The organism is Streptomyces tirandamycinicus, assembly GCF_003097515.1.
GTDB classification, from domain to species: Bacteria; Actinomycetota; Actinomycetes; order Streptomycetales; family Streptomycetaceae; genus Streptomyces; species Streptomyces tirandamycinicus.
In genome coordinates this window covers 5082688-5105734 of sequence record NZ_CP029188.1, presented here as the reverse complement: position 1 = coordinate 5105734, position 23047 = coordinate 5082688, and the positions used below count along the sequence as shown (strand labels likewise).

At 69.7% G+C, this 23047-nt stretch carries 26 protein-coding genes; 11 read left to right on the top strand and 15 right to left on the bottom strand.

Annotated elements, in window-relative coordinates; all coding sequences use genetic code 11:
• Positions 1-11: 11 nt before the first annotated feature.
• From DDW44_RS22665 to DDW44_RS22650, 4 genes are all read right to left on the bottom strand, one after another.
• Positions 12-620 (bottom strand): hypothetical protein, encoded by a 609-nt coding sequence (locus DDW44_RS22665; RefSeq protein ID WP_108907543.1) that lies wholly within the window; start codon positions 618-620, stop codon positions 12-14.
• Positions 617-2338 carry a type IV secretory system conjugative DNA transfer family protein gene (locus tag DDW44_RS22660; protein WP_167455524.1) on the bottom strand — a complete coding sequence of 574 codons (1722 nt, stop codon included), beginning with the start codon at positions 2336-2338 and terminating at the stop codon, positions 617-619. Before DDW44_RS22660 ends, DDW44_RS22665 begins: the two co-directional genes overlap by 4 nt.
• Positions 2339-2679: 341 nt before the next feature.
• Positions 2680-4008, bottom strand: a complete 1329-nt coding sequence (locus DDW44_RS32910; RefSeq protein WP_244224085.1) for a DUF2637 domain-containing protein — start codon at positions 4006-4008, stop codon at positions 2680-2682.
• A 68-nt stretch (positions 4009-4076) separates the two neighbouring features.
• Positions 4077-4394: a hypothetical protein gene (locus DDW44_RS22650; protein ID WP_108907541.1), complete on the bottom strand. Its 318-nt coding sequence runs from the start codon at positions 4392-4394 to the stop codon at positions 4077-4079.
• A gap of 278 nt (positions 4395-4672) precedes the next feature.
• Between DDW44_RS22650 and DDW44_RS22645 the strand changes: the two genes are divergently transcribed.
• The 6 genes from DDW44_RS22645 to DDW44_RS22620 all read left to right on the top strand — a co-directional run bounded on the left by DDW44_RS22645 (position 4673) and on the right by DDW44_RS22620 (position 6875).
• Entirely contained in the window at positions 4673-4873 is a 201-nt protein-coding gene (locus tag DDW44_RS22645; protein ID WP_108907540.1) for a hypothetical protein, read from the top strand.
• Between the two features lie 242 nt (positions 4874-5115).
• Positions 5116-5301, top strand: coding sequence for a hypothetical protein (locus DDW44_RS22640; RefSeq protein WP_108907539.1), 186 nt, complete (start codon positions 5116-5118; stop codon positions 5299-5301).
• Positions 5298-5570, top strand: a complete 273-nt coding sequence (locus tag DDW44_RS22635) for a hypothetical protein (protein ID WP_146207048.1) — start codon at positions 5298-5300, stop codon at positions 5568-5570. The genes DDW44_RS22640 and DDW44_RS22635 overlap by 4 nt, the downstream gene beginning before the upstream one ends.
• Positions 5570-5989, top strand: coding sequence for an ASCH domain-containing protein (locus DDW44_RS22630; RefSeq protein ID WP_108907537.1), 420 nt, complete (start codon positions 5570-5572; stop codon positions 5987-5989). The genes DDW44_RS22635 and DDW44_RS22630 overlap by 1 nt, the downstream gene beginning before the upstream one ends.
• Complete coding sequence (locus DDW44_RS22625) at positions 5986-6171, top strand: hypothetical protein (RefSeq protein WP_146207047.1); 186 nt, start codon at positions 5986-5988, stop codon at positions 6169-6171. Before DDW44_RS22630 ends, DDW44_RS22625 begins: the two co-directional genes overlap by 4 nt.
• A complete protein-coding gene (locus tag DDW44_RS22620) occupies positions 6168-6875 on the top strand; it encodes a hypothetical protein (protein WP_108907535.1) in 708 nt (235 codons plus the stop codon). The genes DDW44_RS22625 and DDW44_RS22620 overlap by 4 nt, the downstream gene beginning before the upstream one ends.
• A gap of 57 nt (positions 6876-6932) precedes the next feature.
• On the opposite strand, the gene DDW44_RS22615 is transcribed toward DDW44_RS22620, so the two are convergent.
• From DDW44_RS22615 to DDW44_RS22575, 9 genes are all read right to left on the bottom strand, one after another.
• Positions 6933-7757, bottom strand: coding sequence for a hypothetical protein (locus DDW44_RS22615; protein ID WP_108907534.1), 825 nt, complete (start codon positions 7755-7757; stop codon positions 6933-6935).
• Positions 7754-8437 (bottom strand): nucleotide-binding protein, encoded by a 684-nt coding sequence (locus tag DDW44_RS22610; protein ID WP_240800431.1) that lies wholly within the window; start codon positions 8435-8437, stop codon positions 7754-7756. The genes DDW44_RS22615 and DDW44_RS22610 overlap by 4 nt, the downstream gene beginning before the upstream one ends.
• A 232-nt stretch (positions 8438-8669) precedes the next feature.
• The gene (locus tag DDW44_RS22605; RefSeq protein ID WP_244224225.1) at positions 8670-9287 is read right to left on the bottom strand and encodes a restriction endonuclease; all 618 of its coding nucleotides are present in this window, start codon (positions 9285-9287) and stop codon (positions 8670-8672) included.
• Between the two features lie 682 nt (positions 9288-9969).
• On the bottom strand, positions 9970-11481 hold the full coding sequence (locus DDW44_RS22600) for an ATP/GTP-binding protein (RefSeq protein ID WP_208647994.1): 1512 nt from the start codon (positions 11479-11481) through the stop codon (positions 9970-9972).
• An 11-nt stretch (positions 11482-11492) separates the two neighbouring features.
• On the bottom strand, positions 11493-13007 hold the full coding sequence (locus DDW44_RS22595) for an SCO6880 family protein (protein WP_108908910.1): 1515 nt from the start codon (positions 13005-13007) through the stop codon (positions 11493-11495).
• Positions 12994-14442 (bottom strand): hypothetical protein, encoded by a 1449-nt coding sequence (locus DDW44_RS32160; protein ID WP_108907532.1) that lies wholly within the window; start codon positions 14440-14442, stop codon positions 12994-12996. The genes DDW44_RS22595 and DDW44_RS32160 overlap by 14 nt, the downstream gene beginning before the upstream one ends.
• Positions 14443-14444: 2 nt before the next feature.
• Positions 14445-15194 carry a DUF8175 domain-containg protein gene (locus tag DDW44_RS22585; RefSeq protein ID WP_108907531.1) on the bottom strand — a complete coding sequence of 250 codons (750 nt, stop codon included), beginning with the start codon at positions 15192-15194 and terminating at the stop codon, positions 14445-14447.
• A gap of 16 nt (positions 15195-15210) precedes the next feature.
• On the bottom strand, positions 15211-15507 hold the full coding sequence (locus DDW44_RS22580; RefSeq protein ID WP_108907530.1) for a hypothetical protein: 297 nt from the start codon (positions 15505-15507) through the stop codon (positions 15211-15213).
• Complete coding sequence (locus DDW44_RS22575; RefSeq protein WP_146207045.1) at positions 15504-16004, bottom strand: DUF6668 family protein; 501 nt, start codon at positions 16002-16004, stop codon at positions 15504-15506. The genes DDW44_RS22580 and DDW44_RS22575 overlap by 4 nt, the downstream gene beginning before the upstream one ends.
• A 276-nt stretch (positions 16005-16280) precedes the next feature.
• Here DDW44_RS22575 and DDW44_RS22570 point away from each other — a divergent pair, with 276 nt between their 5' ends.
• The 5 genes from DDW44_RS22570 to DDW44_RS22550 all read left to right on the top strand — a co-directional run bounded on the left by DDW44_RS22570 (position 16281) and on the right by DDW44_RS22550 (position 21102).
• On the top strand, positions 16281-17297 hold the full coding sequence (locus DDW44_RS22570; protein WP_108907528.1) for a bifunctional lytic transglycosylase/C40 family peptidase: 1017 nt from the start codon (positions 16281-16283) through the stop codon (positions 17295-17297).
• Positions 17294-17947, top strand: a complete 654-nt coding sequence (locus DDW44_RS22565; RefSeq protein WP_108907527.1) for a hypothetical protein — start codon at positions 17294-17296, stop codon at positions 17945-17947. The genes DDW44_RS22570 and DDW44_RS22565 overlap by 4 nt, the downstream gene beginning before the upstream one ends.
• 12 nt (positions 17948-17959) lie before the next feature.
• Positions 17960-18850 (top strand): hypothetical protein, encoded by an 891-nt coding sequence (locus DDW44_RS31750; RefSeq protein ID WP_146207044.1) that lies wholly within the window; start codon positions 17960-17962, stop codon positions 18848-18850.
• A gap of 113 nt (positions 18851-18963) precedes the next feature.
• Positions 18964-19224 carry a hypothetical protein gene (locus tag DDW44_RS22555; RefSeq protein ID WP_146207043.1) on the top strand — a complete coding sequence of 87 codons (261 nt, stop codon included), beginning with the start codon at positions 18964-18966 and terminating at the stop codon, positions 19222-19224.
• Between the two features lie 321 nt (positions 19225-19545).
• The gene (locus tag DDW44_RS22550) at positions 19546-21102 is read left to right on the top strand and encodes a hypothetical protein (RefSeq protein ID WP_146207042.1); all 1557 of its coding nucleotides are present in this window, start codon (positions 19546-19548) and stop codon (positions 21100-21102) included.
• A 546-nt stretch (positions 21103-21648) separates the two neighbouring features.
• Here DDW44_RS22550 and DDW44_RS32155 read toward each other — a convergent pair.
• A complete protein-coding gene (locus DDW44_RS32155) occupies positions 21649-21807 on the bottom strand; it encodes a hypothetical protein (RefSeq protein ID WP_167455523.1) in 159 nt (52 codons plus the stop codon).
• Positions 21808-21955: 148 nt separating this feature from the next.
• A complete protein-coding gene (locus tag DDW44_RS22545; protein WP_146207041.1) occupies positions 21956-22816 on the bottom strand; it encodes a hypothetical protein in 861 nt (286 codons plus the stop codon).
• Positions 22817-23047: the final 231 nt, after the last annotated feature.

Genomic DNA, 23047 nt, shown 5'->3' with positions numbered 1-23047 from the left:
TTCGGCGAAGTTCAGCCGACCGCCTCGCCAGCCTTGAGCATGTGAATGCGGCGCCGCACCGCATCGGTGTCCTGCTCCACCGCCTTGCTCTCCCACGGGTTGGCCTTGTGGGCGTCGGGGCCGAAGCCCGTGCAGTCCTGCAGGATGAACTGCCCCTGCCGGACCGCACCGGGCAGCCAACGGTCCAGCCACTCAGCTACTCGCAACGGGCCCGACTCCGGATCGCTGTACGCCCAGTGGTAGCTGGCCATCAGGCCCGATAGGGCCTCCACCATGTCGGGATGCTGGTACCAGCACGAGGTGGGCTTGTCCGTGTAGCCGAGCATTTCCCGGTACGCCCGGGGCCAGCGAGGCCGGAAGGTCCCTTCCATCCACTCCAGCAGGATCTCCCACGCCTGTGCCTGCTGCTGCGGATTGAACGCCCCCCAGTTCCAGACGGAAGGCTTCGCCTCTTTGGGCTCCTCCGCCAGCCGCTGGACGACCTCGGAGAGCTCCACCAGAGCCTCGGCCAGGCCCTGGCCTTCCAGCGCCTTCAGCCGCGTGTCCAGCGTCTCGATCGCATGCCCCAGCGCCCGAGTACGCTCCCAGACGGCCCTGATCTCCTTCGGCTGGTCGGTCATCCCGCCTGCCTCCCCGCCTCAGCCGCCGACTCGGCCCCCGCGGTCTGCGGCGGGATTACCGGAGCCGTGTCGGGCATCCGAGGAGCCAGCACCGGCCCCTGAACCTGCGTGCCCTGCTTCTTCAGCCTCGCCTCCAGCTTCTCCTGGGCCTTCCCCTGCTTCGCCAGGGCCCTGACGTCAGCGCGCTCCCAGACCGGAGTGAACCGGTACCGGATCGGGGGCAGCCGCCGGTAGAAGATCAGGCCCGTACCCTCCTCCATCTGCCGGACGGCATCCTGCGGCATGACGCGGACCCGTCGCACCGAGACGTTCCGGGACCTCTTGTCCTCGTCCGTCGAGGACGACGAGGCCACTTCCTCGTCCCGCTCGCCGCACAGCACCGACACTTCCTCCAGATCCTGCGGAATGGACAGGCCACCGAGGACGACGCGCACGGAATTGCTCATGATCGTCTGGGCGCCGTTCTGGCCCCACCGCTCCCGTAGCTGTGACGGGGACTGGACGCTGATCAGGAGCTGAATGTTCCTGCCGCCTGCGTCCGCCGACCACTTGTGGAGCGGGAGCGGGCAGATCACGGCCGCCTCGTCCAGCACGAACCGCACGTACGGGTCCAGACGCCCCCCGGGGCTGTTGTCCGCATGGAGATACGCCGCCTCGTAGATCTCGCCGACCAGCGCCGTGAACAGCGGGGCCACGCTTCCGTACTGCTGGTCCCGACCCATCAGGTACAGGGTGCCGCTCGAGCGGAGGAAGTCCTGAACGTCGAACTTCTGCTGACCGGGCCGGGGGGACACGATGTCCATGACCTGGGGCAGCGACATGAACTCGAAGCTTCGGATGAGCGTCAGGTACACGCTGTCCCGGGTCTTCTCCGGGGCCTGCCGCATCTGGTTCAGTCCGTGAGCCCAGCCCGCCGGCACCTCGTCGGGATGGGCCATGAGGATGTCCAGCGGCTCACGGTCCACCGAGTTGGTGACCCAGCTCCGAACCGTCGCCAGGTCCCCGCCCTTGAGCCCGGCCGCGAGGAGGTAGCAGGAGAGGACCATGAAGCTGTGCCCCTCCCAGAAGCTGGCGTTTTCCATGCTTTCGCCGCTGGCCGAGGCAGAGAGGATGTAGCCCGCGCGCCGCAGGGCCACCACGGGGTCCTGGCACCCGTCCACCAGGTTCCAGTGCAGGGAGTTTTCCACGCCCGACACACCGGCGTTGAAGACCCAGATTGGCCGGTGGCGGTCGCGCCTCAGCTGGTGGGTGTGCTCGTAGAGGTCCCCGCGGGTCGACGTCACCACGCACGCGCCTGCCGCGTCGATGATCGCGTTGCCGAGCTGGGCGGACTTGCCCGTACGCGGCGGGGCGTACATCAGCAGGATGTCTTCGCAGGCCATGAACAACTGGCGCTTGTAGAGCAGGTCAGTACCGAGGTGCAGCCCGAGTTCGTGCGGACTGATCGAACGCGCCTTACCACTGGCCAGGGAGGGGCGAAGGGTTCCTGCACGGGCCTGCAGACCTCGCTCGGACAGCCACTTGCGCAGGTCTTTGGGGCCGGCGAAGCCGATGCGCGCCGAGTTTTTGGACGTCGAGGTGGGCCCCGACTTGCCCAGGTCGAGGCGCCGCTTGAGCTGAAAAAGTCCAAGTCCGCCCGCCGCCGCGAGCGTGGCGCCGAAGACGGGCCAGCCACCGAGGGGCCAGTTCGAGCCCACGGTGTTGAGGACGTCGAGCACTGCCCCCACGGAAGGCTCAGGCAGGCCGTCGCTCTCTCCTGCTGCCAGCGCTACGACGGGAAGGCCTGCGGCGCCGAGCGACGCGCGAGGCTTCCCCGCCACCGGGGCGCTCGGCTGGTGGGCAGCGAGGACGCGTCGCATCCAGCGCGGCTCCAGGCCATCACCCAGGCCGCAGCGGCCGGGGCACGTACTCTCTTCCCTGCGTGACATGAGGGTTCCTCTCCTGTCGCGAAGCCCCCGGGGTGGCGGTACCAGCGCTGTCCCGGGGGCGCCCTGTATGGATGGAAACCGGTGACCTGTGGCCACCGTACGGGCCAGAGCTGACACCCCGACCCGGAATTTCAGCTGCCGTGCTTCGCGATGATCGGCCGCAGATACTTGCGCGCCGTGCCCTCTGTGAACCCGGTCCCGGGGTGCAGAGCCCGAGCCAGAGCACTGGCGGACTGAGCCCGTTCCTCCGGAGACAGCTGCAGGTAGCGGTACTCCAGCAGATCCACCCCGGTCAGCTCAGGCGCACTGTCTGGCGGCTCGTCCGCCGACTCGGACGGCACCGCGACGTCCACCGACTCGGCGGTGTCGCCAATTGGCGACAGTGAGGCGGCTGCCTCCTCGGCAGGCCCCGGATCCTTCCGGAACCACTCGCCGCCGATCCGGGCCTGCACCATCTGCGGGCGCCCGTCGCGGCGGGCAGCCACGGCACCGGCGCCGGCCAGCTGCTGGTCGTCGCGCTCGAACTGCTCGAACGAATACCCGTCCACCAGCGGCGCGGGAGTCGGCTCCGGATGACCCGCGATCTCCTCCAGCTCCGCCTCGTACTGCTCATGCTCAGCAGAGCCGCCGTCGAGCGGCTCAGCGTCCGTCTGCTGCGGCACAGCGGGAAGCTCCGGACGTGCGTCGAGACGCTCCAGGCTCGCAGGGAGGGTGATTCCGGCGGCCGCGAGCCCTGTCGGCGCCGTCTCGGCTAGTGGCACCCCGTACCGGGCCAGGCGTAGTGGCATTAGCGCCTCTACCGGAGCCTTTCGGCGCCACCCGCGCCCGAACCGGTTCTGCAGCCGGGCCTGATAGATCAGGCGGTCCTGCTCCATCTTGATGACCTGTTCGTAGCTGCGCAGCTCCCACAGCTTCATCCGCCGCCAGAGCCGGAACGTGGGGACCGGGGCGAGGAGCCAGCGCGTGAAGCGGACGCCTTCCATGTGCTTGTCGGCGGTGATGTCCGCGAGCCGGCCGACAGCGTGCCGGGCCGCCTCCACCGCGACTACGAACAGAATCGGGATGACCGCGTGCATGCCGACGCCCAGCGGGTCCGGCCACGCAGACGCGGCGTTGAACGCGATGGTGGCGGCCGTCAGGAGCCACGCCGTCTGCCGCAGCAGGGGGAACGGAATGCGCAGCCAAGTCAGCAGCAGATCGAGGGCCAGCAGCACGACAATGCCCGCGTCCACTCCGATGGGGAACCAGTAGGCGAAGTCCCCGAAGCCCTCCTCCTGCGCGAGCTTGCGCACCGCGGTGTACGACCCGGCGAAGCCGATGCCCGAGATGATCACGGCGCCAACGATCACCACGCCGATCAGCAGGTGGTGGACGCGCGTCAGCTGCGGGACGCGCCTCGAATCTTCGGAGGCTGGCGCAGCCCGCGGGGGATCTGCGGCCTTACCCTGGTAGTGACGCATGCAGGTCTCCAAGTCTTCAGCGTCGCGGCCCTGGTGGTGTTGCCTCACCACCGGGGTCTGTTGGTTACTCAGGCACCTCTCGTCGGCCGTCGTTGCTGTAGTTCCTCGATGTACGCGAGCAAGTTGGTTCGCAGTTCCGCTTCCGTATCGCCCACGAGGCGGTCACGGTGGGCAAGGATCGCGTCAACGGCAACGCGGATCACGGTATTTGCCGTGATGCGCTCACCCTTATGTGAGCGCGCCGCCTGCAGCTCCCGCGCCACGACGTCCAGTTCGATCAACTGGTCGCCGCGCAGCTGCACGTACTTCGGTGACAGCTGCTCGCGGGCCGCCGCCGCAGCCTCACTGAGGCTGGACGAGCGCCGCGCCGGCGGTTCCTTCGCCATTTCGCCCCCTCGGGGTCTCGGAGTCAGTGACCCCAAGAGGCTATGACCTTGGAACTCTGGCGCCGCGATATGGGCCAGTGCATTTCCCACGCTCCCCTCCTCTCGTCGTCCACGCAAAGAATCATACCTCAAGACTCTTGAAGTTCAAGACTCTGAAAGTTACTGTTCCTGGCATGCGAGAGGGCCAGGGGTTCCCGCCCCGGCCCTCCCCGCCCGGACGAGCGCGCCAACGCTCTCCGGGCTTGGGAAACCCCTGAATCCAGAGACGAGGGATCTCCATGAGCAAGTCTCGCAGCCGCACCAGCGGCTTCTCCATCCCGCCCCCCGCATCGGCCCCCCGACTGCTGCTGGTCGGCAAGAAGGGACCTGCCTTCACCAGCCCCTGCCCCGACTGCGCGGGGTTCGACACGGTCGTGATCCGCCGAAACGGCCGCTCCACCACCGTCCGCTGCACCTGCCAGCTGGAGGCGGCCGCATGACCGAGGAAGAGCGCAAGGAACTCAGCCGCAAGAACTCCGAGGTCAACAGGCGCAGCAGCAAGGGGTCTGGCCGATGAGTGACCGCCCCACCCTGCCGATGCGTCCCACGCCGCACCAGCGCGACGGACGCCAGCCGCAGCCCCAGGACGCGCGGCCCCACCCCGCCCGATAGGGCCCCGCGGGCCGTCCTCGTCCGAGGGCGGCCCGCCTCTTCCTGCTCGCCTTGATGGAGAGGCCACCCCATGAACCACTGCACCAACGCCACCGTGCTGGAACGGATCCTCGACAGCGACCCGCGGGCCCACGGCCACGCGGAGGCGCTGGCGGCCGGACACCGCGCTGGCGAACACCCCGCCGCTCACGTCCACTACGACCTCCCCGGCGCCGCCTTCATCGTCGTCGCCCCGCAGGGTGGTGCGTCCGCATGACCATTGCCCGCGAACGCTTCATCGCCTTTGCCGCCATCGTGCTGTCTGTGCTGGCCATCGCTACCTCTGTCGAGCTAGGCCGGACATTGGTGCAGGCCCTGCTGTCCGGACTGGCCATGTACGGCACCGTGGTGGTGCTGGCCGCCCTCGCCCTGTCCGTGAGGCTCCGCAAGATCAGCAAGGTCAGCCGAGGACTCGTCGCGCTCGCCGTCATCGTCGCCCTTCTCCTGTACGGCGTGGGCAAGGCCCTCGCGGAGGTGATCTCCTGATGCGAGGACTCACCATCCGCCAGCCGTGGGCGGCCGCCATCACCTACGCCGACAAGCGCGTGGAGAACCGCACATGGCCCACCAGCTATCAGGGCCCCGTCCTCATCCATGCGAGTCGGACCATGGACCGCCGACACGGACCCATGGTGGCGGCCGTGGTCCGCGGGCTGCAGCTGGATGTGGGCGCCGTGCTGGCCGTCGCCCGGATCATCGCCTGTCACGAGGATGATGGAGAGTGCACCCCGTGGTCCCTCCCGGGTCACTTCCACCATGTGCTGGACGAGGTGACAGCCCTCCCTCTTCCGATTCCGTGGGTGGGCGCACAGGGCCTTTGGGCGCCGCCGGCCGCGCTCATGGAGAGAGTGCGCCAGCAGCTTTCGCCTGAGACTGCCTCCCACGTTCTGCGAGAGGGGCAGTGATGCTTCAGGACCTCCGCACGACCGAGGGCTATCGCCTGGAGGGTGGCTACCAGCTGCCCATACTGCTGCTCACCGGCCCCGTGCCCGCGACCCGCGAGGGTACGGACGAGGCGGGGCTGCTGTCGCCAATTGGCGACAGTGACGACGCGCGCCCGCCAGCCGATCCGGAGGTGGGGCGGTGAGCGAGCAGACCCCCGGGCCGTTCAGTCCGGCGCTCTACCTGATCGAGCATGCCCGGCCCGTACCGGCGACGTTCCGCCCCGTCCCGCAGCTGCCGCCCCGGCAGTCCGGAGCCAGCTGGCTCTGGGAGCACTTCGGCCGGATCGCCCCGGGCTTGGCCACCAGCAGCCTGTCCGTGCTCGGTTGGAGTTGGAACGGCGCCTTGCCGGACGGCTCCACTGCCCCTTTGTGGATCAACGGCACTCTGTCGGCGCTCGCAGGGTGCGTCGGCTGCGTGGCGGCGGCCAAGCCGCACGGCGACAACGCCACCGTCCGCCTTGCGTTCGCCATCGCGGCCGCGCTCGCGGCCGCAGGCGTCACCGCGTGGACCCCGGACTGGCAGCTGGCCGCCCTGCTGTGGGTCGTGGTCACCGCGGCGGTGTACGCGGTGTGCGCGCCCCTGTGGCGGGGTGACCTGCGCGAGACTCGCGCTCAGGAGCACGAGCTGGCTTTGGAGCAGGCCAAGGGCGCCAACGCGGCCCGCGTCGCCGCCATCGAGGCAGCCGCCACGGTGGCGACCGCACAGTGGGAGTGCCGGCAGGAGGAGGCCCGCGTGCAGGCCATCGTTGCGGCCTCGCAGGCGCGGCAGCAGCGGACGGTGGAGCCCGGCCAGGAGCTGGACGTGCAGGCCCTCGTGAAGGCCGCCCGGGTGGCCGAACTCAACTGACGTACGGCCAACGAAGAGGGCCTCCGCCGTGGCGGGGGCCCTGCTTCATGCTCTTGCTCAGGCCGTGGCCGGGTGGGCGCGGTTGCCCAGCTTCACCGCCGCCGAGCGGATGCGGCTCAGGTCCTGGTTGGCCTCCCCAGCGTCGAAGGGAGCCACGTTCCTGGCCAGGGCCTCATCCAGCAGACGCACGGCCTTTTCCGCAGCGGCTGCGGCCGCGCGGATGTCGGCGTTGACCAGCTCCGCCGCAGCGTCGTCGTCCACCAGCTCCGCGTCCACCACGTCGTCTTCGCCGGCAGAATCCGACAGGGACTGCGCAGAGGCGGTGAACTGTTCAGCCCGCCGGCTGATGACGGCGGCCGTCAACTTCCTCCCGCTCTCCGTGGCATCTTGCCTGGCTTCCTTGAACAGCTGCTGCGCTGCCAGGTCTCCCTGCTGGCGGACCACGGGAGCTATCGTCCGCGCCTGAGACTCCGGGAGCGTGTCGACTACGGCCGCTCCGAGCGGGGCGAGAGCCCGCCGGACCAGTGCCAGGTCCATCAGCCGGTACGCGTACGAGCGGTCCCAGCCCCATCGGCCCTTGATGTAGTGCCCGAACTTCTCGTACCCGGCGAGGATGAACAGCTCCCCGTCCCGGATTTCCTCCAGCAGCAGGCCGAGTTCCTGGCGGTGGCGGAGCTGCAGCTGGCGAACGCTCTGCTGGTACTGGCCAATGGACGCTTCAATGCGGCCCTCCAGCTCGGTCAGACGGGCCTCAGGGGTGAGGTCCACTGCCGTCTGCGCTGAGGTCTGAGCGGGCAGCTGCGCGCCTTGGCCCCGTGTCTGCAGACCAGCGACCAGTGCCGCTCCGAACCCCGCCTTGGCCTTTGCGGATTGCTTGCTCACCGGGCCACCACGTCCAGAATCTCCCGCGCCATGTCGTCCATTTCCGACCCTTCCCTGACCCTGACCGGCTCGCCGAAGGACTGGGCCAGCCCGTCCCGACCGTTGGACAGGTGATAGCGCGACCGCAGCACGGTGTAGCCCGCCTCCGAAAGGATCTCGTCCATGTCGTCGGCCGAGGCCGCGCTGCGGTCGACCATGGACAACAGGATGACCAGCCTCGGCGCCCTGGCCCCGGTCGCCTCCAGCTGCTGAATCGCGCCGAGGACCGAGGCCGCCCTGTTCAGTTCGTTCTTGGTGGGCTGCATGCAGAGCACCGCGAGATCCACGGAACTGAGGACCGCCAGGTGCGGGCCGTCCTTCTTCCGCTCCCACGCGCCCGTGTCGAGGGCACCCACACCCTTCTCCGGGGTGAGCCGCAGCGCCTCGTTGCGGATCTGGTGTATAGCCGGCGCTGGATAGACCGGTGCGCCCAGGTCCACGGCTTGCGCGTGCTCGTACAGGGTGCCGTGCTCGTTGTCGCCGGGCACGTCTGTGTCTATCCCGATGCACGGCACGCCGTACGACGTCCAGTAGGCCAGGAACTGGGCGAGCATCGTGGACTTGCCCGCGCCGCCCTTCCCCACGAAGGCCACCCGGCGGCCCTCAGAGGGCAGCACCGGGACGGGGCGAGATGTAGTCATGGCACCGGACGGTACCGCTCCACTCCCCGCAGGTTGGAGTCGACGTCGTGGCTGAGCCGGAAAGCGCCGGGATTGCCCTCGTTTGCGCTTGGGCTGTCGCCAATTGGCGACAGCAGCCGACCCGGCCGGGGCGCGACCGGCGCCGACGGGGGCTCTGCTCCCGTAGCCGGAGTGTCGGAGGGCAGAGGAAGAGGCTCGACTCGGCTTCTGTCTGGGCGAGCCTCCGTCTCTGTCAGTTGAGAGTGGGCGGTTTCCGCGGCGGTGGAACGGCCTGCAGTAACTCCCACAGGGGCTGTGAGCCCGAGGCCCAAACGGCCAGGGTCTTGCGGTCCACCACGTGCAGCCGCTGCTCTTTTGCGAAGACCCGGGCCGGCGCGGTCACTCTGCCATTCGTCACGATCACGGCGACATCTGCTCCGTGCACCTGCCGGGCTGTGCCGTTCAGCACCTGCAGATCAGGAGTACCCACCGGTGCGCCACGGTCACCGTGGCGACGGTGCTTGCACTGGACGACCCATCGCCGTCCGTAGGGATCCGTGGCCTTCACATCCGCCCCCAGGTCGCCACCACCACCCACGCGCTGAGCGTTCTGGCACCCATCGCGATGCAACAGGTCACGTATGGCGTGCTCGAACTCCCGATGATGGAGCCCGTCCAGCTGCCCCAACGCGTACCGCAGTCCCCTGGCTCGCACCTCCTCCCATTGAGCTTGCTGGGCCCGCTGATGGAGCCAGGCGCCGGCACCCGCCGCCCCGACGACACCCGCGATGAGCAGCACCCACCAGTGCGCCAGAAGCCAGTTCACCACCGCCACGACCAGAGTGACGGCAGCGACCGCGGCCACCAGCATGAGCAACAGATCGGCGTCGGAACCACGCCGCACGGGGCGTCTGCGGGGCGGGCGCTTCCTTGCGGGGCGCCGCCGGGCTGGCGGCCGTCGACGTGTCACCGGTGCCTCTTGGGTGACGGGAACCGGATGGGATACGACACCGTCGGCTCGGGCTTCTTGATCCGCAGAGTGGGAGCGTTGTCGAAGCGGATCGGATAGGACGTCCTCGGCTGGGGCCGCGGAGTCTTCGCATCGGCTGCACCGGACGCCTTGCCGTTGCCCAGCCCCAGCACGGCTAAGCCGATCACGGCTAAGACAGCCATTTCCCGTCGGGCCCCCGGCGCCCATCGCGAGTGCCCCCGAACCGCTGTCCCATCTGAGCGCACGTACGGCCGTACCCAAGGCATGGAAGCCTCCCCCTCGAAGCGAATCCCCGCGCAGCTGCCCATGGTGGCATCGGGCACTGACAACCGGTCAGGACAGCACTACATCTGGTGATCAAGGAAGGTGGAAACAGGCCAGGTCACCACGGCCGCCCGGGACACTGGCGAGCTTTCCGCGAGTAGTGGGTGCAGGTCGGGGCGGTCCGTCGTCGCGAGGGCCTCCGAAGGGCACCACAGCCTCCGCCGGACCGCCAGACCAAGTCGCCTACGGCGGCCGCACGGGCGTGCGCCTGGCCCCCCGCAGCGGCCGCGGTAGGGCTCTACGCCTGCCCGGTCGACGTGGGGCCACCCGCGACGGGCCCCGGTGTGGCCGGGCCGGCCTGGTGCCAGCGTTTGTTGGTGTCGTTCACCGCCAGCTCCGAGGGTGTGAGGTCCACGTGCATGGCGATGCCGGGCCTGCCGCCCACCTTGATGAGGAAGTTCCCTCGCCCCGGGGGGTCCACGGTCGCGTCCGAGGTGTCCCATCCGGGCGGGGTGGACCACTCCGTGATCCGCTGCTGCTCGATCTGCGACAGGTCGACCACCTGCGCCAGGCGGGGCATTTCACTGCGGGGCTGGCCGGCGGTGATGACCATTCCGGCCCGCTCCACGAAGCCGGACGCCTTCTGCCGGTCCTCCTCCGTGGGCAGTGCGAGCAGGTCCCGCATGGTGTGCGTGACCATCGCCATCCCCACGCCCCTGGTGCGGTTCACCCGGGTGAGGACGTCGACCCGCTCCACCAGGCCGCTGGACGCTCTGAGTACGCGCCACAGCTCATCGAGGACGAGGAAGTATCTGCGCTCAGGTTCCAGGCCCGCGTCGGACAGGGCGTGCGCGGCCGCCACGGCGCCGAACCCGTAGGACCAGCAGCTGAGGAGTGCGGCCGCCTGCAGCATCACCTCGGAGTCGTCGATGGAGGAGACGTCGAAGCAGACCGGTGCGTCCAGCCTCATGGGCTCGGTGGTCGGGTGGGCGAAGGTGTCACCGAGTCGCCCGCGCCCGAGGAGCCCGGCCAGGGACGACTCCAGGCGCTCCGTGATGTCCCGGTAGCGGTCGATGCTGCCGCGGTCGAGCGCTGCCGTGCGCATCGGCTCCGGAGCGTCCTTGACCACCCGTAGCAGGTCGCCGAGTACCGGCACGCCGTCGTGCCGCTCGTCCAGGACGTCGAGGGCGGCCGCCAGAAGCGTCTCCTCCCGGTCTGTGGGAGGTTCCCTCCGCAGAATCGTGATGAGCCCGCTCACCGCGTTCAGGCGCCGCCCGTGCGCGTCCGCGAGCAGCGCCCGCCGGGCCTCACCGGTCAGCCGGTCAGCGGCCGACAGCGCCTCCCCGGGGTCCAGGATGTTGAGGTTGCCGCGCCCGCGGCCCAGGGTGATGACCTGCCCGCCCAAGGCTCGGATCAGGTCCACGTAGTCCGGTTTCAAGTCCCCGAAGATCAGCGGGTGGACGCCGTACCCGGCCAGGCCGAGCGCCATACGCCGGATCACCGTGGACTTGCCCAGGCCCGGCTGGCCGAGGACGAACGCCGAGGGGTTGGAGATCAGTCCGGCCCGCTGGAACCACGAGATGGGGTCGCAGCAGACCGTGGCTCCGGAGTGGAGGTCACGGCCGAGCGGCACGCCCTTGGTCGGTGTGCCGCTCCCCGCGCCGAAGGGCCACAGACCGCAGACCTGAACCGTGGTGCCGCGCCATTCCGGTGCAGGGTCGAGGTACGTCTGGGCGCCACCCCCGGCCCCTGGCCAGCCTCGAAGGCCCGGCCGCCGGCGGGGCGTTGTACCGCGTGATGGAGCTGCCATGGGAACCCCCTTCACATGTTGTCGCGGACGGACGCGGGCACGGTCAGGTGCAGTGGCAGAACCAGGCCGATCGGCAGGCAGGCCGCGAACGCGGCCGCTTGGGATCCGGTCACCGGCCGCAGGTGGATGCGCGCCGGCGCCGCGAGGTTGTCCATGGCCGCTAGGGCCCGCGGCAGGGCATCCGGCGAGGACACCGTGGCCGTGGCCAGCAGCGCGAAGCGGACCACGCCCGCGCCGGACGCTTCCTCCTGCGCCGACTGCTCGGCCGCCTGCAGCGCCAGGTCATCCCGAGCCCGGCCCGCCGCCGACTGCATCGCGCGGAATCGCGCGTCCTTGCGGTCCCGCTCCACGATCCGAGCCGCCGACGCCGGATCGTGCGGCCGGTACAGCAGCGTCACGCGCTTGCGAGCGATATCGGGGTGCGGCGCCAGAAGCCCGGTGAGCACGGACGACAGCACCTCACCGCGAGGCGCCTCGCTCATGGCCCAGGTCACCGACGAGGCACTGTCGTGCCGGTAGGACTCCCAGCGCTCCTCAGCGCCGTGAGGCCCCGCGTCCTGCCACGTCAGCCCGCTGCCGCCCGCGGCCCGCGCCTGCTCCACCAGGGTGGCCACCGCAGGGTCGTAGGCGATGCGCACCGCTTCCGCGAGCTCCACCGCGGTCATCGGCCGCGCGGCCCCCGCCCCGGTCATCGACAGACCGGACGTCAGGCCAGGCAGACGGTTGCCGATGTCCACGGCCATGTCGTCCACCGTGCGCCGAGGATGGCCCGGGCGAGCGGCACCGGAGTACGTGAGGGCAACGCGCGTGGAGATCTGCGCCGAACCGGCCGGGTACTCCTCCAGAACCTGCTGCAGCATCGTGCGCGCCAGCTCCGGGGCATCCGCCGCGAGGTTGCTCCTGACCTCGTTCTGCAGCCGCAGCCCGCTGTCCGGGGCCGTCTCCACCGTCACGCTCACCCCGACCAAGCCCGGCTCCGTGGCCAGGCCGGCGAGCCACTGCCCCCAGTACGCCACCCACACGTCGATCTGCTGTTGGTCGACCAGCGAGGCGCCGTCCGCATCGCAGGTCAGCACGACCACGTGATGGTTGGAGTTGGGGTAGGTCAGCAGCGCGAACGGGCGGCCGTAGCTGTCCTGTGCCTCGCTCAGCACGGACGAGGCCGCGACCCCCGGCAGCGTGCAGGTGCCGTGACCGGTGCGGCCCAGCGGACCCGACCGGTACAGGTTCGAGCCCCGGGCGACGCTGCCCCGCCAGGCCAGCCGGGTGGACATCCTCGTCAGCAGCGTGCGGCCGTGCCGGTCCCGAATCGTCAACGGCGCCAGCACCAGCGCCACCAGCACGGCGAGCACGAGCGCGAGGACGATGGACACGAGCATGGACAGCACGACCACGCACAGCCCGCCGAGGAGCAGCAGCGTGGGCGCGAGTCCCAGTTGCCCGATGCCCGCGGTCCGCGGCCGCCGCCAGTTGCCATAGGTACGCTGCGCCGCCGGACCGGCGCCTTTGAGGTCACTTGCTGCCACGAGGGCCCCCACCGTTCTTGGGAGTACGTGCGGACGGGTGCGGCGGGGCGGAGCCCGCAGGCGACGGCCGCCCGGAGCCCCCCGGCCCGCGCGACGCCGCCGACGCCGGCGGCGATCCGCCGCCACGGGGCCCAGGCTTCGCCCCCGAGGGCGCCCCTGCGGACCGTGAACTGCCGCCGGACGTCGAGGGAGCGGACGTCTGCCGCGGCACCGCCCCGGCAGCGCCCTGCCCCGAAGAAGTGGGCGCGGGCGCCGAGGCCGGGGCGGCCCCGCCGCCGGACCCGCTGCCACCGCCGGAGCCGCCGCCAGAAGGAGCGCCGCCCGGCCGGCCACCGCCAGGGCGCCCGCCACCACCCGCGCCCGCGGCACCCGATCCTGAAGCCCCGCCCGCGCCGCCGCCGGCGCGGGCTGCGCCGCTGGCGGCCGCTCCACGCCCGGCCATCGCCGCGCCGCCCGTCTTGAGGGCAATGGCCCCCGTCGCCACGCGGGCCGCCATGCTGGACGTGCTCTTTCCTTCTCCGCCGAGGCCGCCCTGGTCCACCACCGGGGCGATGAACCGCATCAGCGCGGGCAGCGTGAGGCCGGTGAGGATGAGCAGCGTGACGCCGTACAGCTGGGAGAGCAGGTCCTTCTTGTCACCGGTCGAGAACTGGGAGAACGCCGCGGCGTAGGCGATGGCGGCCGTCGGTTTGAAGGCGAGGAACGCCAGGATCCAGCCCACGCTCTTCTTCCACCAGGCCCGGCCCTGCTCGGTGCCGGACGCGGCGGCCGCGAGCGGCAGCGTGCCGACGAGGATGAACAGCATCGCCTGTCGGACGATCACCGAGATGAGCTGCACCAGGCCGCTCAGGAGAAGCAGGATCGCCACCACGAGGCTGACCGCGAGTTGGTCAACGTCGTTGAGCGCGGTCATGTCGAGCAGCTTGCTGCTGAACGCCTTCACGCAGGCGTCCGTCGCTTCCGCCCCGGGGCAGCCGAGGGACCGGTTGACGATCCAGACGGAGAACGCGTCGCCCGCCTTGGCGAGCAGGTTGACCACGGCGACCGCCGCCGAGGTGGCGACGATGAGACGCAGGATCGCGGCCGCCGCCTCGCGGGCCGGCTCCGCGCGTCTCGTCCAGGCCATGTGGCCCGCCGCGACGAGCAGGGAGAGTACCGCCAGCCATTGCGTGATGGCCAGGGTGGAGCTGAACAGGAACGCGACCGTGCCCGAGTCCTGCGCGAGCGTCGGGCTGTCCGCCCGGAGCCAGCCCAGGGCCAGCTCCTTGACCATCCAGACCGCGCCCTCCTGGAAGGAGTGCACGATCTCCTCCCAGGCGGACGCCGCTGCCTCGGCGATCTCCTCTTTGGCGGCGTCCTTGGCCTGGCAGGCTATCGGGGTGCCGAACCCCGGCAATTCCTCCAGGTTCTCTTCCCAGAAGTCGCACCAGCCCACGACTACACACCGCCCCACGGGACGTAGCCGGACAGGTCGTCCACTGTGCGCTGCGGAGGACTGACCGCCGGAATCTCCAGCTGCCAGTCCCCGCCCTGCCAGCGCAGGGTCAGCGTGGACGCCTGCAGCACCCCGCTCCCGAACCGCGTCACCACCTGCAGGACCGCGGTATCCGGGGTGTAGGTCACGTACTGGAAGCCCGCGATCTGGCCCAGCTCGCCCGGCACGGGCGCCACGGAGGGCTGGCTCTTCTCGAACTCCGCCCGCTTCTCTAGCAGCAGCTGCTGGCCGTCGCCGTACGTCTGCTCCTTGACCACCGTCTGCCAGTCGTCGGCGACCAGGTACCGGGTGCCGATCTGCGCGGCCGCGAAGAGCGCACCCGTGGGGGAGTGCGCGTAGCACCGCGCCACGTCACCCTCCACCACGGCGGGGCCCGCTTCCTTGGAGACCGGCACGGCCGCGCTGCGGACGAGCTGCCACTCCGCCGCCGGCGCCGTACGCGGCACCGAACCGGAGGCAGCCAGCTCCGGGCAGCCGCCGTCCGCCCCGGCACCGGGCGAGGACGGAGACGAGGATGCGGCACCCGACCCGGGCGCCGCATCGTTGCTCGAGGATCGGTCGCCGGTCGTGAGGACGACGACCACGCCCATCACGACCAACACCGCGAGGAAGAGGCCGCTCGCCTGCCACATGCGCGAGGAGAACGGGCTGGACTGGCCGCCGTCGGTCCGTGCGGAGGAACGCTCGCTCATCACCCGGGCCCCGCTCTCAGGTCAGGGCCGTGACGAGCGCCGACGCGCTGCCGACCAGCACGCACGCGAACATCACGGCCGCGAGACCGCCCATGTGCTCTCCGCCGTCACCGCGGCGGTAGGTGACCGCCATACGTCCGCCGACGATGAGCACGCCGGCGACGCACAGCACCGTGACCACCTGAAACACCCAGTGCAACACGGTCGTGAGCTTGTCCCAACCGGGCGGGTTCCCCGCGCCCTTGGACGGGTCGGGCGCCGCGAGGAGGGCCTGCTGGCCCGCGTCCGCGAGGACGTGCAGGGTGTCGATCATTGGGGGACCCCCGATTCGGTGAGTGTCTGCAGATCGCGAGCCAGCCGGGCCAGCTCGCGGGGTGCGGCGTCGACGGGCGGCCGGCCCAGCCGCCACGACTCGGCCCAGGGAACCGTCCACGTGCGGGGGAAGCCGCCCGAGACGAGCTTTTGAAGATCACGCAGGGGGGCGGGCAGCTTGCCGGGAGCGTCGGCGACGACGACCAGGCCCAGCACCTCCACCCCCGGCACGGACCCGGACGCCCACTGCCGTCCGGCGAGTTGAGCCGCCAGCAGGCCCGAGGCGTGCGAGCGAGCCACCAGGACCACGCGCTGCAGCGGGCCCATCGGCGGCACGGGCCAGCAGCGGGCCGCATCACTGCCCCCGGGCACCACGGCACTGAGAGAGGTCACCCCGGCCCCGCCGTGGCAGCCCAGCCACCACCAGCGCGCCCCGCGGGCCGACTGCAGCGGCAGCCCCTGCGGCGGCGCCGTGACGCCACCCGGCTGAGGCCCCACAGGACGGGCAGGCTCCCGAGCCGTCTCCGCCGTCTCAGGAGGCACGCTCTGTGCAGTGCCCGCGTCTCTCTCGCGCGTCACCCAGGGATTGGTCACCACAGGCCCCCCTTGCCTTTACAAAAGGTCACAGTCTCCCAGACCCGATAAGTTGGTCAACTTCCTTTGTGCAAAGCGAACATGACGCCTGTTCGGGCATGATGAGACGTCATATCAGGGGGGAACGACAATGGGCCAGATTCGCAGTGACGAACCTGAAGCAAAGTCCGGGGGGACGCAGTGAGCATCAAAGGCGCCCCGGCCGCCCTACTCGCCGCCGGCGGCACCGCCCTCGCACTGATCGCCACCGCAATCACCGGCGGCAGCATCGACGAACAGGACAACGCCCCCGGCGGCCAGGGAGGACTCGGCCTCAACGTCGAAGCAGTGCCCGCCGCCTACCGGGACTGGATCCTGCAGGCCGGGAAAACGTGCGCGGACGTGTCCCCGGCACTCATCGCCGCACAGATTGAAGCCGAGTCCGGCTGGAACCCCACAGCGCGATCACCCGTAGGCGCCCAGGGGCTGAGCCAGTTCATGCCCGGCACCTGGGACACCTGGGGAGTGGACGCCGACAACAACGGCACGGCCGACCCGTTCAGCCCGGCCGACGCCATCATGACCCAGGCCCGCTACGACTGCTGGCTCGCCGAGAAGGTCCGAAGCTACAAGATCAAGAACACCGACGTACGGCGCCTCATGCTCGCCGCCTACAACGCAGGACCCGGCGCCGTCGAGCAATACCGCGGCATCCCCCCGTACGCCGAGACACAGGCATACGTCGCCCGCATCCTCCGCCGCGTCGCCAAATACTCCGTCACCATCGAGGAGCCCGCCGGACCGTTCGGCGCCCGCGTCGTCGCCCACGCCCAGCGCTGGACCGGCACCCCCTACTCATGGGGCGGAGGCACCATCAACGGCCCCAGCTTCGGCGTCGCCCACGGCGCCGGCACCCGCGGATTCGACTGCTCATCGCTGGTCCAGTACGCCGTCTACCACGCATCCGGCGGAAAGCTCACGATCGGCCGGACCTCCCAGGCACAGGTCACCCAGGGCAAGCCCGTCACCCGCGACGACCTCCGCCCCGGCGACATCATCGGCTTCCGGCTCAACGGCGCGAGCTGGGACCACGTGGCCATCTACATAGGAGACGGGCAGATCCTCCACGCCCCCCGCACCGGCCAGACCGTATCCACTGCCCGACTCGGTGATGGCTACTACGCCAGCAAGCCCCAGACGATCCGGAGATTCGGATGACGCCCCGCCGTATCGCCCGCGCCCTGCCCCTGGTCCTGGCCGCCGTGCTCGCCGCCGGATGCACCAGCTCCAGCAGCAGCGAACCCGCGGCCGGAGCACCACCGGCCGAGCCGAAGAGCCCCGCCCCGACCGGAGTCGGACCGTACCCCGAACCGGCCAGACCCACCCCCGCCCCGGCCCGCTCCCACGCCCGGATCCAGCAGCCGCACGGCGGCATCCCCTCCCCCGCCGGCATCGACCAGACCGACGCCGGCGCCGTCTCCCGAGGCGCCCTCACAGCCCTCATGACCTACGACACCATCACCGACGACTCCCGCACCGAGGCCTCCATCAGGACCGCCGACGCCGGATGGTGCACCCCCGCCTTCGCCGCCCAGCTCCGCTCAGCCACCACCCACGCCGGCCCCGGCGCCACCTGGACCAGCTGGACCCAGCACCGCGCGTACACCACGGTGGCACTCACCGCGGCCGACGAGGCAGGCCGCCCAGCCGACACCCCCACCACCGCCTACCGGCAGTGGATCGTCGCCATCACCCCCCACGGCCGCGACGGATGGAAAGGCCCGGCCGAGGAATACACGGCATTCGTAGAGCTCACCCGGGCCCAGGCCGGCGCACTGTGGCGCCTCAGCTCACTGTCGCTGCAGTAGGAGGAGACCGCTGTGACCATCACCGACGTACCGGCATGGCCGCTCTACAAGCTCACCGCCGACCAGGACGGCACCGTCACCATCACCGGCCCCGCCGCCCCCAAGGACACATTCCCCGACCGCGCCAGCGCCGTGAACGCGGTCGCCCAACTCGCCGCCGTCCTCCGCCCACCCCGCCCCGTACGCGCTGAAGCAGTCGACGCAGACGGCACCGCCTGGCCCGTCACCATCGCCCCGGACAGCACCGTCACCGAAGCAGGCCGCCCGACCAAACCCCGCAAGAAGGACCGCCAGGCCCGCACCGAGGAGGCAGCCTCCGTTCCTGCCGACAAAGTTCCGGTAGAGGAGCGACCTGTTCTCTCCGGAGTCCAGCAGCTGCTCGCCCAGGCCCAAGCTCGCCAACAGCAGCACCTCGTCCCCGCACCGAGAGCAGAGGCCCCGCCAGCGGCTTCCATCGAGGACGACCCCCACCGGGCCATCACCGAGGCTAGCCAGGCCGGCCGCCACCGCGAGGCCGCAGCCATCGCAGCCGCCTGCGAGCAGGCGGCCCTCCGCAGCCATGGGCCAGCTTCCGCCGAAGTGGCCCACTGGATCGAGGTCCGCGCGTTCCTCGCCCTGCAGGAAGGCGCCGCCTACCGGGCCTGCCAGCTGTGGCTGCAGGGCGCAGTAGTCCGCCTCACCGCAACCCAGCCCCCAGACCACCCTGAAGTCGTCGAGGCTGTCGATCGCGCCCACCACGCCTGGCACCTCGTCATCGAGCCAGACAAAGCACGCGAGTTGGGCACCGAGCTACTGAGTCTCCGTACTCGTGTCACCCGAAAGAGTGGCGCACTTGCGGACGTACAACGACGACTTGCGAAACTCTCCGAGGGCCCTACAGCCCCGCAATCTCGGGGTTTTTGAGACTGAACCGGCTACGGGGAAGTCGACAAGTGCCCTGTTCTGCCACAAGGAAGTCGCAAGACACGCGCGAAAGTGTGGACCACACCTGTCCCGACGCCGCTAGGATCTTGGCCATGGCAGTACGAGGACGACAGCAACCAGGCCGGACGGGAGTCTTCCCTGCGGACAAGGCGTTGCGCGCCACCGTGATGCTTAAGCCCGGCGACTACGTACGCGGCTTGTACGAGGAGCTGGTGAACGACATGGGCATCTCAGGCGCCGAAGTGCTCAGGGAAGCCCTCACCGAGCTGCACAAGAGGGAAGCCCGCCGCAAGGCAAGGCACTCGCACAAGACAGCTCTGCACGACAGCGAGGAGTTGCCACAGACCGGATGACGACAACGTCCGGACGCGCAAAAGCCCTGACCCGAAACGTCAGATCAGGGCACCGCTTCGTCCGGCGGGACCACCTCATTCAGAGCTTGGCGGCAGACGTCTGAGAAGTCCCTATTCCCATATGTAAGGCCCTTTCAGGCGCCGGACGTGGTCCGGGGCCAGGCCTTCGTGTCTCCCAGAACTAGCTCCAGGAGCATCAACATCGTAGCCCATCGCTGCGATGGCAGCCCAGTGCGCCCTGAATCCGGTGTGTCCGCACAGTCGGGGTCGGCGCAGGTCACGCGGCCGTCGCTGGACCGGGAACCCGTCGCTGTCCTCCGCATGCCCGAGATCACTCTGACCATGTGGTACCGGGTGGCGGAGCTGTCCTACGGGCGAGGCTTGCTGCCCGCGACGAAATTCCGCCTGGCTCGGTTCCTCTCGCAGCAGGAGCTGGACCCCGCCACCGGCCGCGTGGTCGGTCAGTGGGGCACGGGCCGCACAGACGGCGGCATGACGCTGGCCGCCCGCTACGCCTGGCAGTTCGGCGTAGGAGAAGACCGCTTCTGGGACGACCTGAAGGGCCTGTACCGGCACGGCTTCGCCGCCAGAGTGGTGGCCCCGGCCCCCGGCCGGCGGGCCGTCTATGCCCTCGTCCTGCGGACCGACGCCATCCCCTGTGACCTCCCGGACGACCTGGCCCAGCGGCTAAAAGTCTGGGACCTCCCGGAAGTCGAGGACCCGCACGAGGACACCCAGTACGGGCGCCTCACCGACGCCGCCGCGGTGCTGTCCGATGAACCAGCCGTCATCCCCGTGGACGAGGGCACCGCTTCCGAGCTGGCCGCCGCCCCTCGCTGGGAGCACCCGGCCAACTCACCGGCCGCGCTCGCCGCCGAAGCCATCCGCCGCTCTGCCATGGCCATGGGGAAGCAGTCAGGACCACAAGATCTGCGGTGCTGGGCCGTGGTGGACCGAGACCGGGCCGAGTCCCTGACTCAACGACTGATGACCAATGGCAAAGCGTCCCCTCTTAACGCGAAGGAGGTTTCACCACTATCTGGTCTTTTCTCTACAGGTAGTAGGGGGCTGAGCTGGCCAAACAAGATGGGACAAACAAAAACGACGCCTTCGGCGGCACCTAGAACAGCATCCGCCTTCCTGTCTGGGGACGACCCGCACGCCGTCGCAGACAGGGTCATCCGGCGAGCCTGGCACGCCTGGAGGGCCCAACTGGGGCACGGGAAAGTTCTTTTGCCCTCCGGGCACTGGGACGAACTTGGGCACTGGCACAGCGGTTCCGCGTGGTCCGACCTGCAGCGCACGGTCCGGATTGCACTACGCCGCTCCACCGAGGGCGAACTGGTCGACCTGCTGTCCAGCAGCGTGGCTGGAGTGGACGACGTGGGCCGCCTGGCTGCATGGAGGCTGTGGCGCCTGATCAACGCCCGCCGGGACACTCACGGCCACGGCGGCCGCCGGCCCACCGTCGCCCAGGCAGACCACGTCACCAGGTGGGACAACGTCGCCACCGCCGTGGCCGAGCGAGCCCGCACCATGGCGGCCTCCCCCGCCCCAGTGGACCTGGACGATCGGGAGGCCGCGCTGCACGAACAGGAACGACGCCGCGAAGCCGCGCGCCTCGCGGCGGAGGCCGAGCTGGCTCGGGAAGCCAGGCGGGCCGACCTCACCAGCAGGTGGGGGCTGGATCGCTACGCACCAGGCCCGCAGCAGGACCTGCCACGCCGTTGGACATCACGCGAGCCCGAGTTCGTTCACCAGGAACAGACCGCGGAACGCCGGCGCATCGATATGCCCCAGGTTCGCTCCACGACTGAGGAGACTCACCGGGCGGCCGTGGAGCGCGCCCGCGCCGAGAAGCGCCACCGTCGAAGCTGAACCGGCCCCGGTAACAGTCGCCGCACCCTAGGCAGCGGCCCCAGGCTCCCGTGCGGATACGCCGCACAGGAGCCTGCTCTTCAGGCTTCCGGAACCAAACATTGAAGCAGGCAGCGTCACAGTTATGCCGACTACGGCGACGCGGACGGGCCGGCGCCTTGGTGATCAGAAGTGGAAGAGGGGCCCGTCGACGTCGAGGGGGCTCCGCTCCGGCCCGATTCGGGACGCTGCACATCGGCCCCGGAGTCCTAGCTCGGACACCAGGGAACAAGTATCCTGCGGTAGCTTTCAGGGTGCCTCGAGGTCCGCAGGGCCAGCGGGGGTCGCCATGATGCTGGACCCTGTACGCGGGCTGGTCATGCGTGAGCAGAACCTCGGCTACATCGTGGAGGCCGTCACCGCCTGGTACAAGAAGCGCTCACCCTCTCACGCTGAACAACGAACGCGCCCTGCCGGTCGATGGACGACTGGCAGGGCGCGTTCGTGTTGGTCAACTACGGTCGGAGAGTCGGGGTGCCGTTAGCAAGCCTCTCGGCGGCTGGTAATTCAGCAAGCGATGCTCAGGTTCCCGGGTGGCTCGTCCCGCCTTTGGATGAAGACTTCCGGAGCGAGCACGGTCATGATGCCGAGCCAGGTTCCGAGGTTATCGACGTAGGCAGGGTCGATGCCCCGCAGGACGACGAGGCCGACGACAACCAGGAGCACCCTGACCCACCTCCGGCGCGGGGAGAGGGGGTGCGCCGGGGCGCCACTGGGTATAGAGGTCATACTGTTGTTCCCATCTGCCGGCCTTGCCGGCGCTTGGACCGCGTTCGCCCCAGGTTTGGTAGCCAGGGAGGGGCGGCGCGGTTCTCTACTTCCCGGCCTCCGTTTGGGCAGGGAATGCTTCGAGCCCCGTGGGGGGCAGTCCGCGCTGGTGGAAGGGCCTCACCAGCCGGTAGAGGGGGCGTGAACCTCTTCCCGAGCGGGCGGCGAGAGTGTCGAAGTACTCAAACCCAGCCGGCGCCAGGATTCCGTTCTCCACTAGGTCGTCGATGCCGCTCGCCACAGTCTTCTGGGCCAGGCCGTACCACTCGCTGATCCTGGCGTGGACGAGCGGGAACTTGTGTTTCCTCTGGGCGAGGGCGATCAGGAACATCGCCTTGCCCGCGAGGGTGAGCTTGGTGTGCAAGCCCTCCTCCCAGTACTCGAACGGGAGCTGGAGGTACTTCTCGCCGACGTTCGCGGGCGGCTCGTACGGCCCGCTGCCGTCCTCCATGCACTTGGTGACGGTGGTCCTGCGCTGAGACCCACGGGCCGTGGTGATGAGGTCGAGGTCCTTCAGGGCTTTCCATGCCCGGGAGACCGCCGACGCTCCGGACTTCTGGTCGAAGATGCCGATCGTCCTGGCCCACGTGGTCGACCACTCCGTCACCGAGTGACCTGGGCCGCCTGTGATGGCCGCGACGAGGAGGTAGAGGTCGAGCGCCCGCTCCTGGCGGCTTGAGACGAGCGACTTCAGGGCTCCGGGCTCCGTGTCCCGCCCCTCTCCGAGCTGGAGGAAGACCCTTCTGATCGGGACGGTTCGGTTGGTCCTTGCCGAGCGCTCCAGGATCATCTCGATGGTCCTGGCCTGGCTCAGGAATCCCTCGGTGTCGGAGGTGCCGGCCGACTCGTCCCGACCTATCTCGTTCCCCGACTCCGGTTTGGTTGCGGTGTTCTGAATCGGCGTCATACCGATAGAGTCGCACATCTATGGCAGCTCAGTCCAACCTGAAACTGCTGGTCAGCTACGCTGACTTGACGCTAAGTAGTGCAAGATAGGATGACTAGGTAGATGGCTATGTGAGAACACCGTGTAGGACGAACAGTCAAGATACCTAGTACGCGGTTTGAAGGGCCCGGAGGTTCCGAGGGAGCGACTCGGTCTGCGAATCGGTGACGGGCAAAAAATCTTGACTCTATC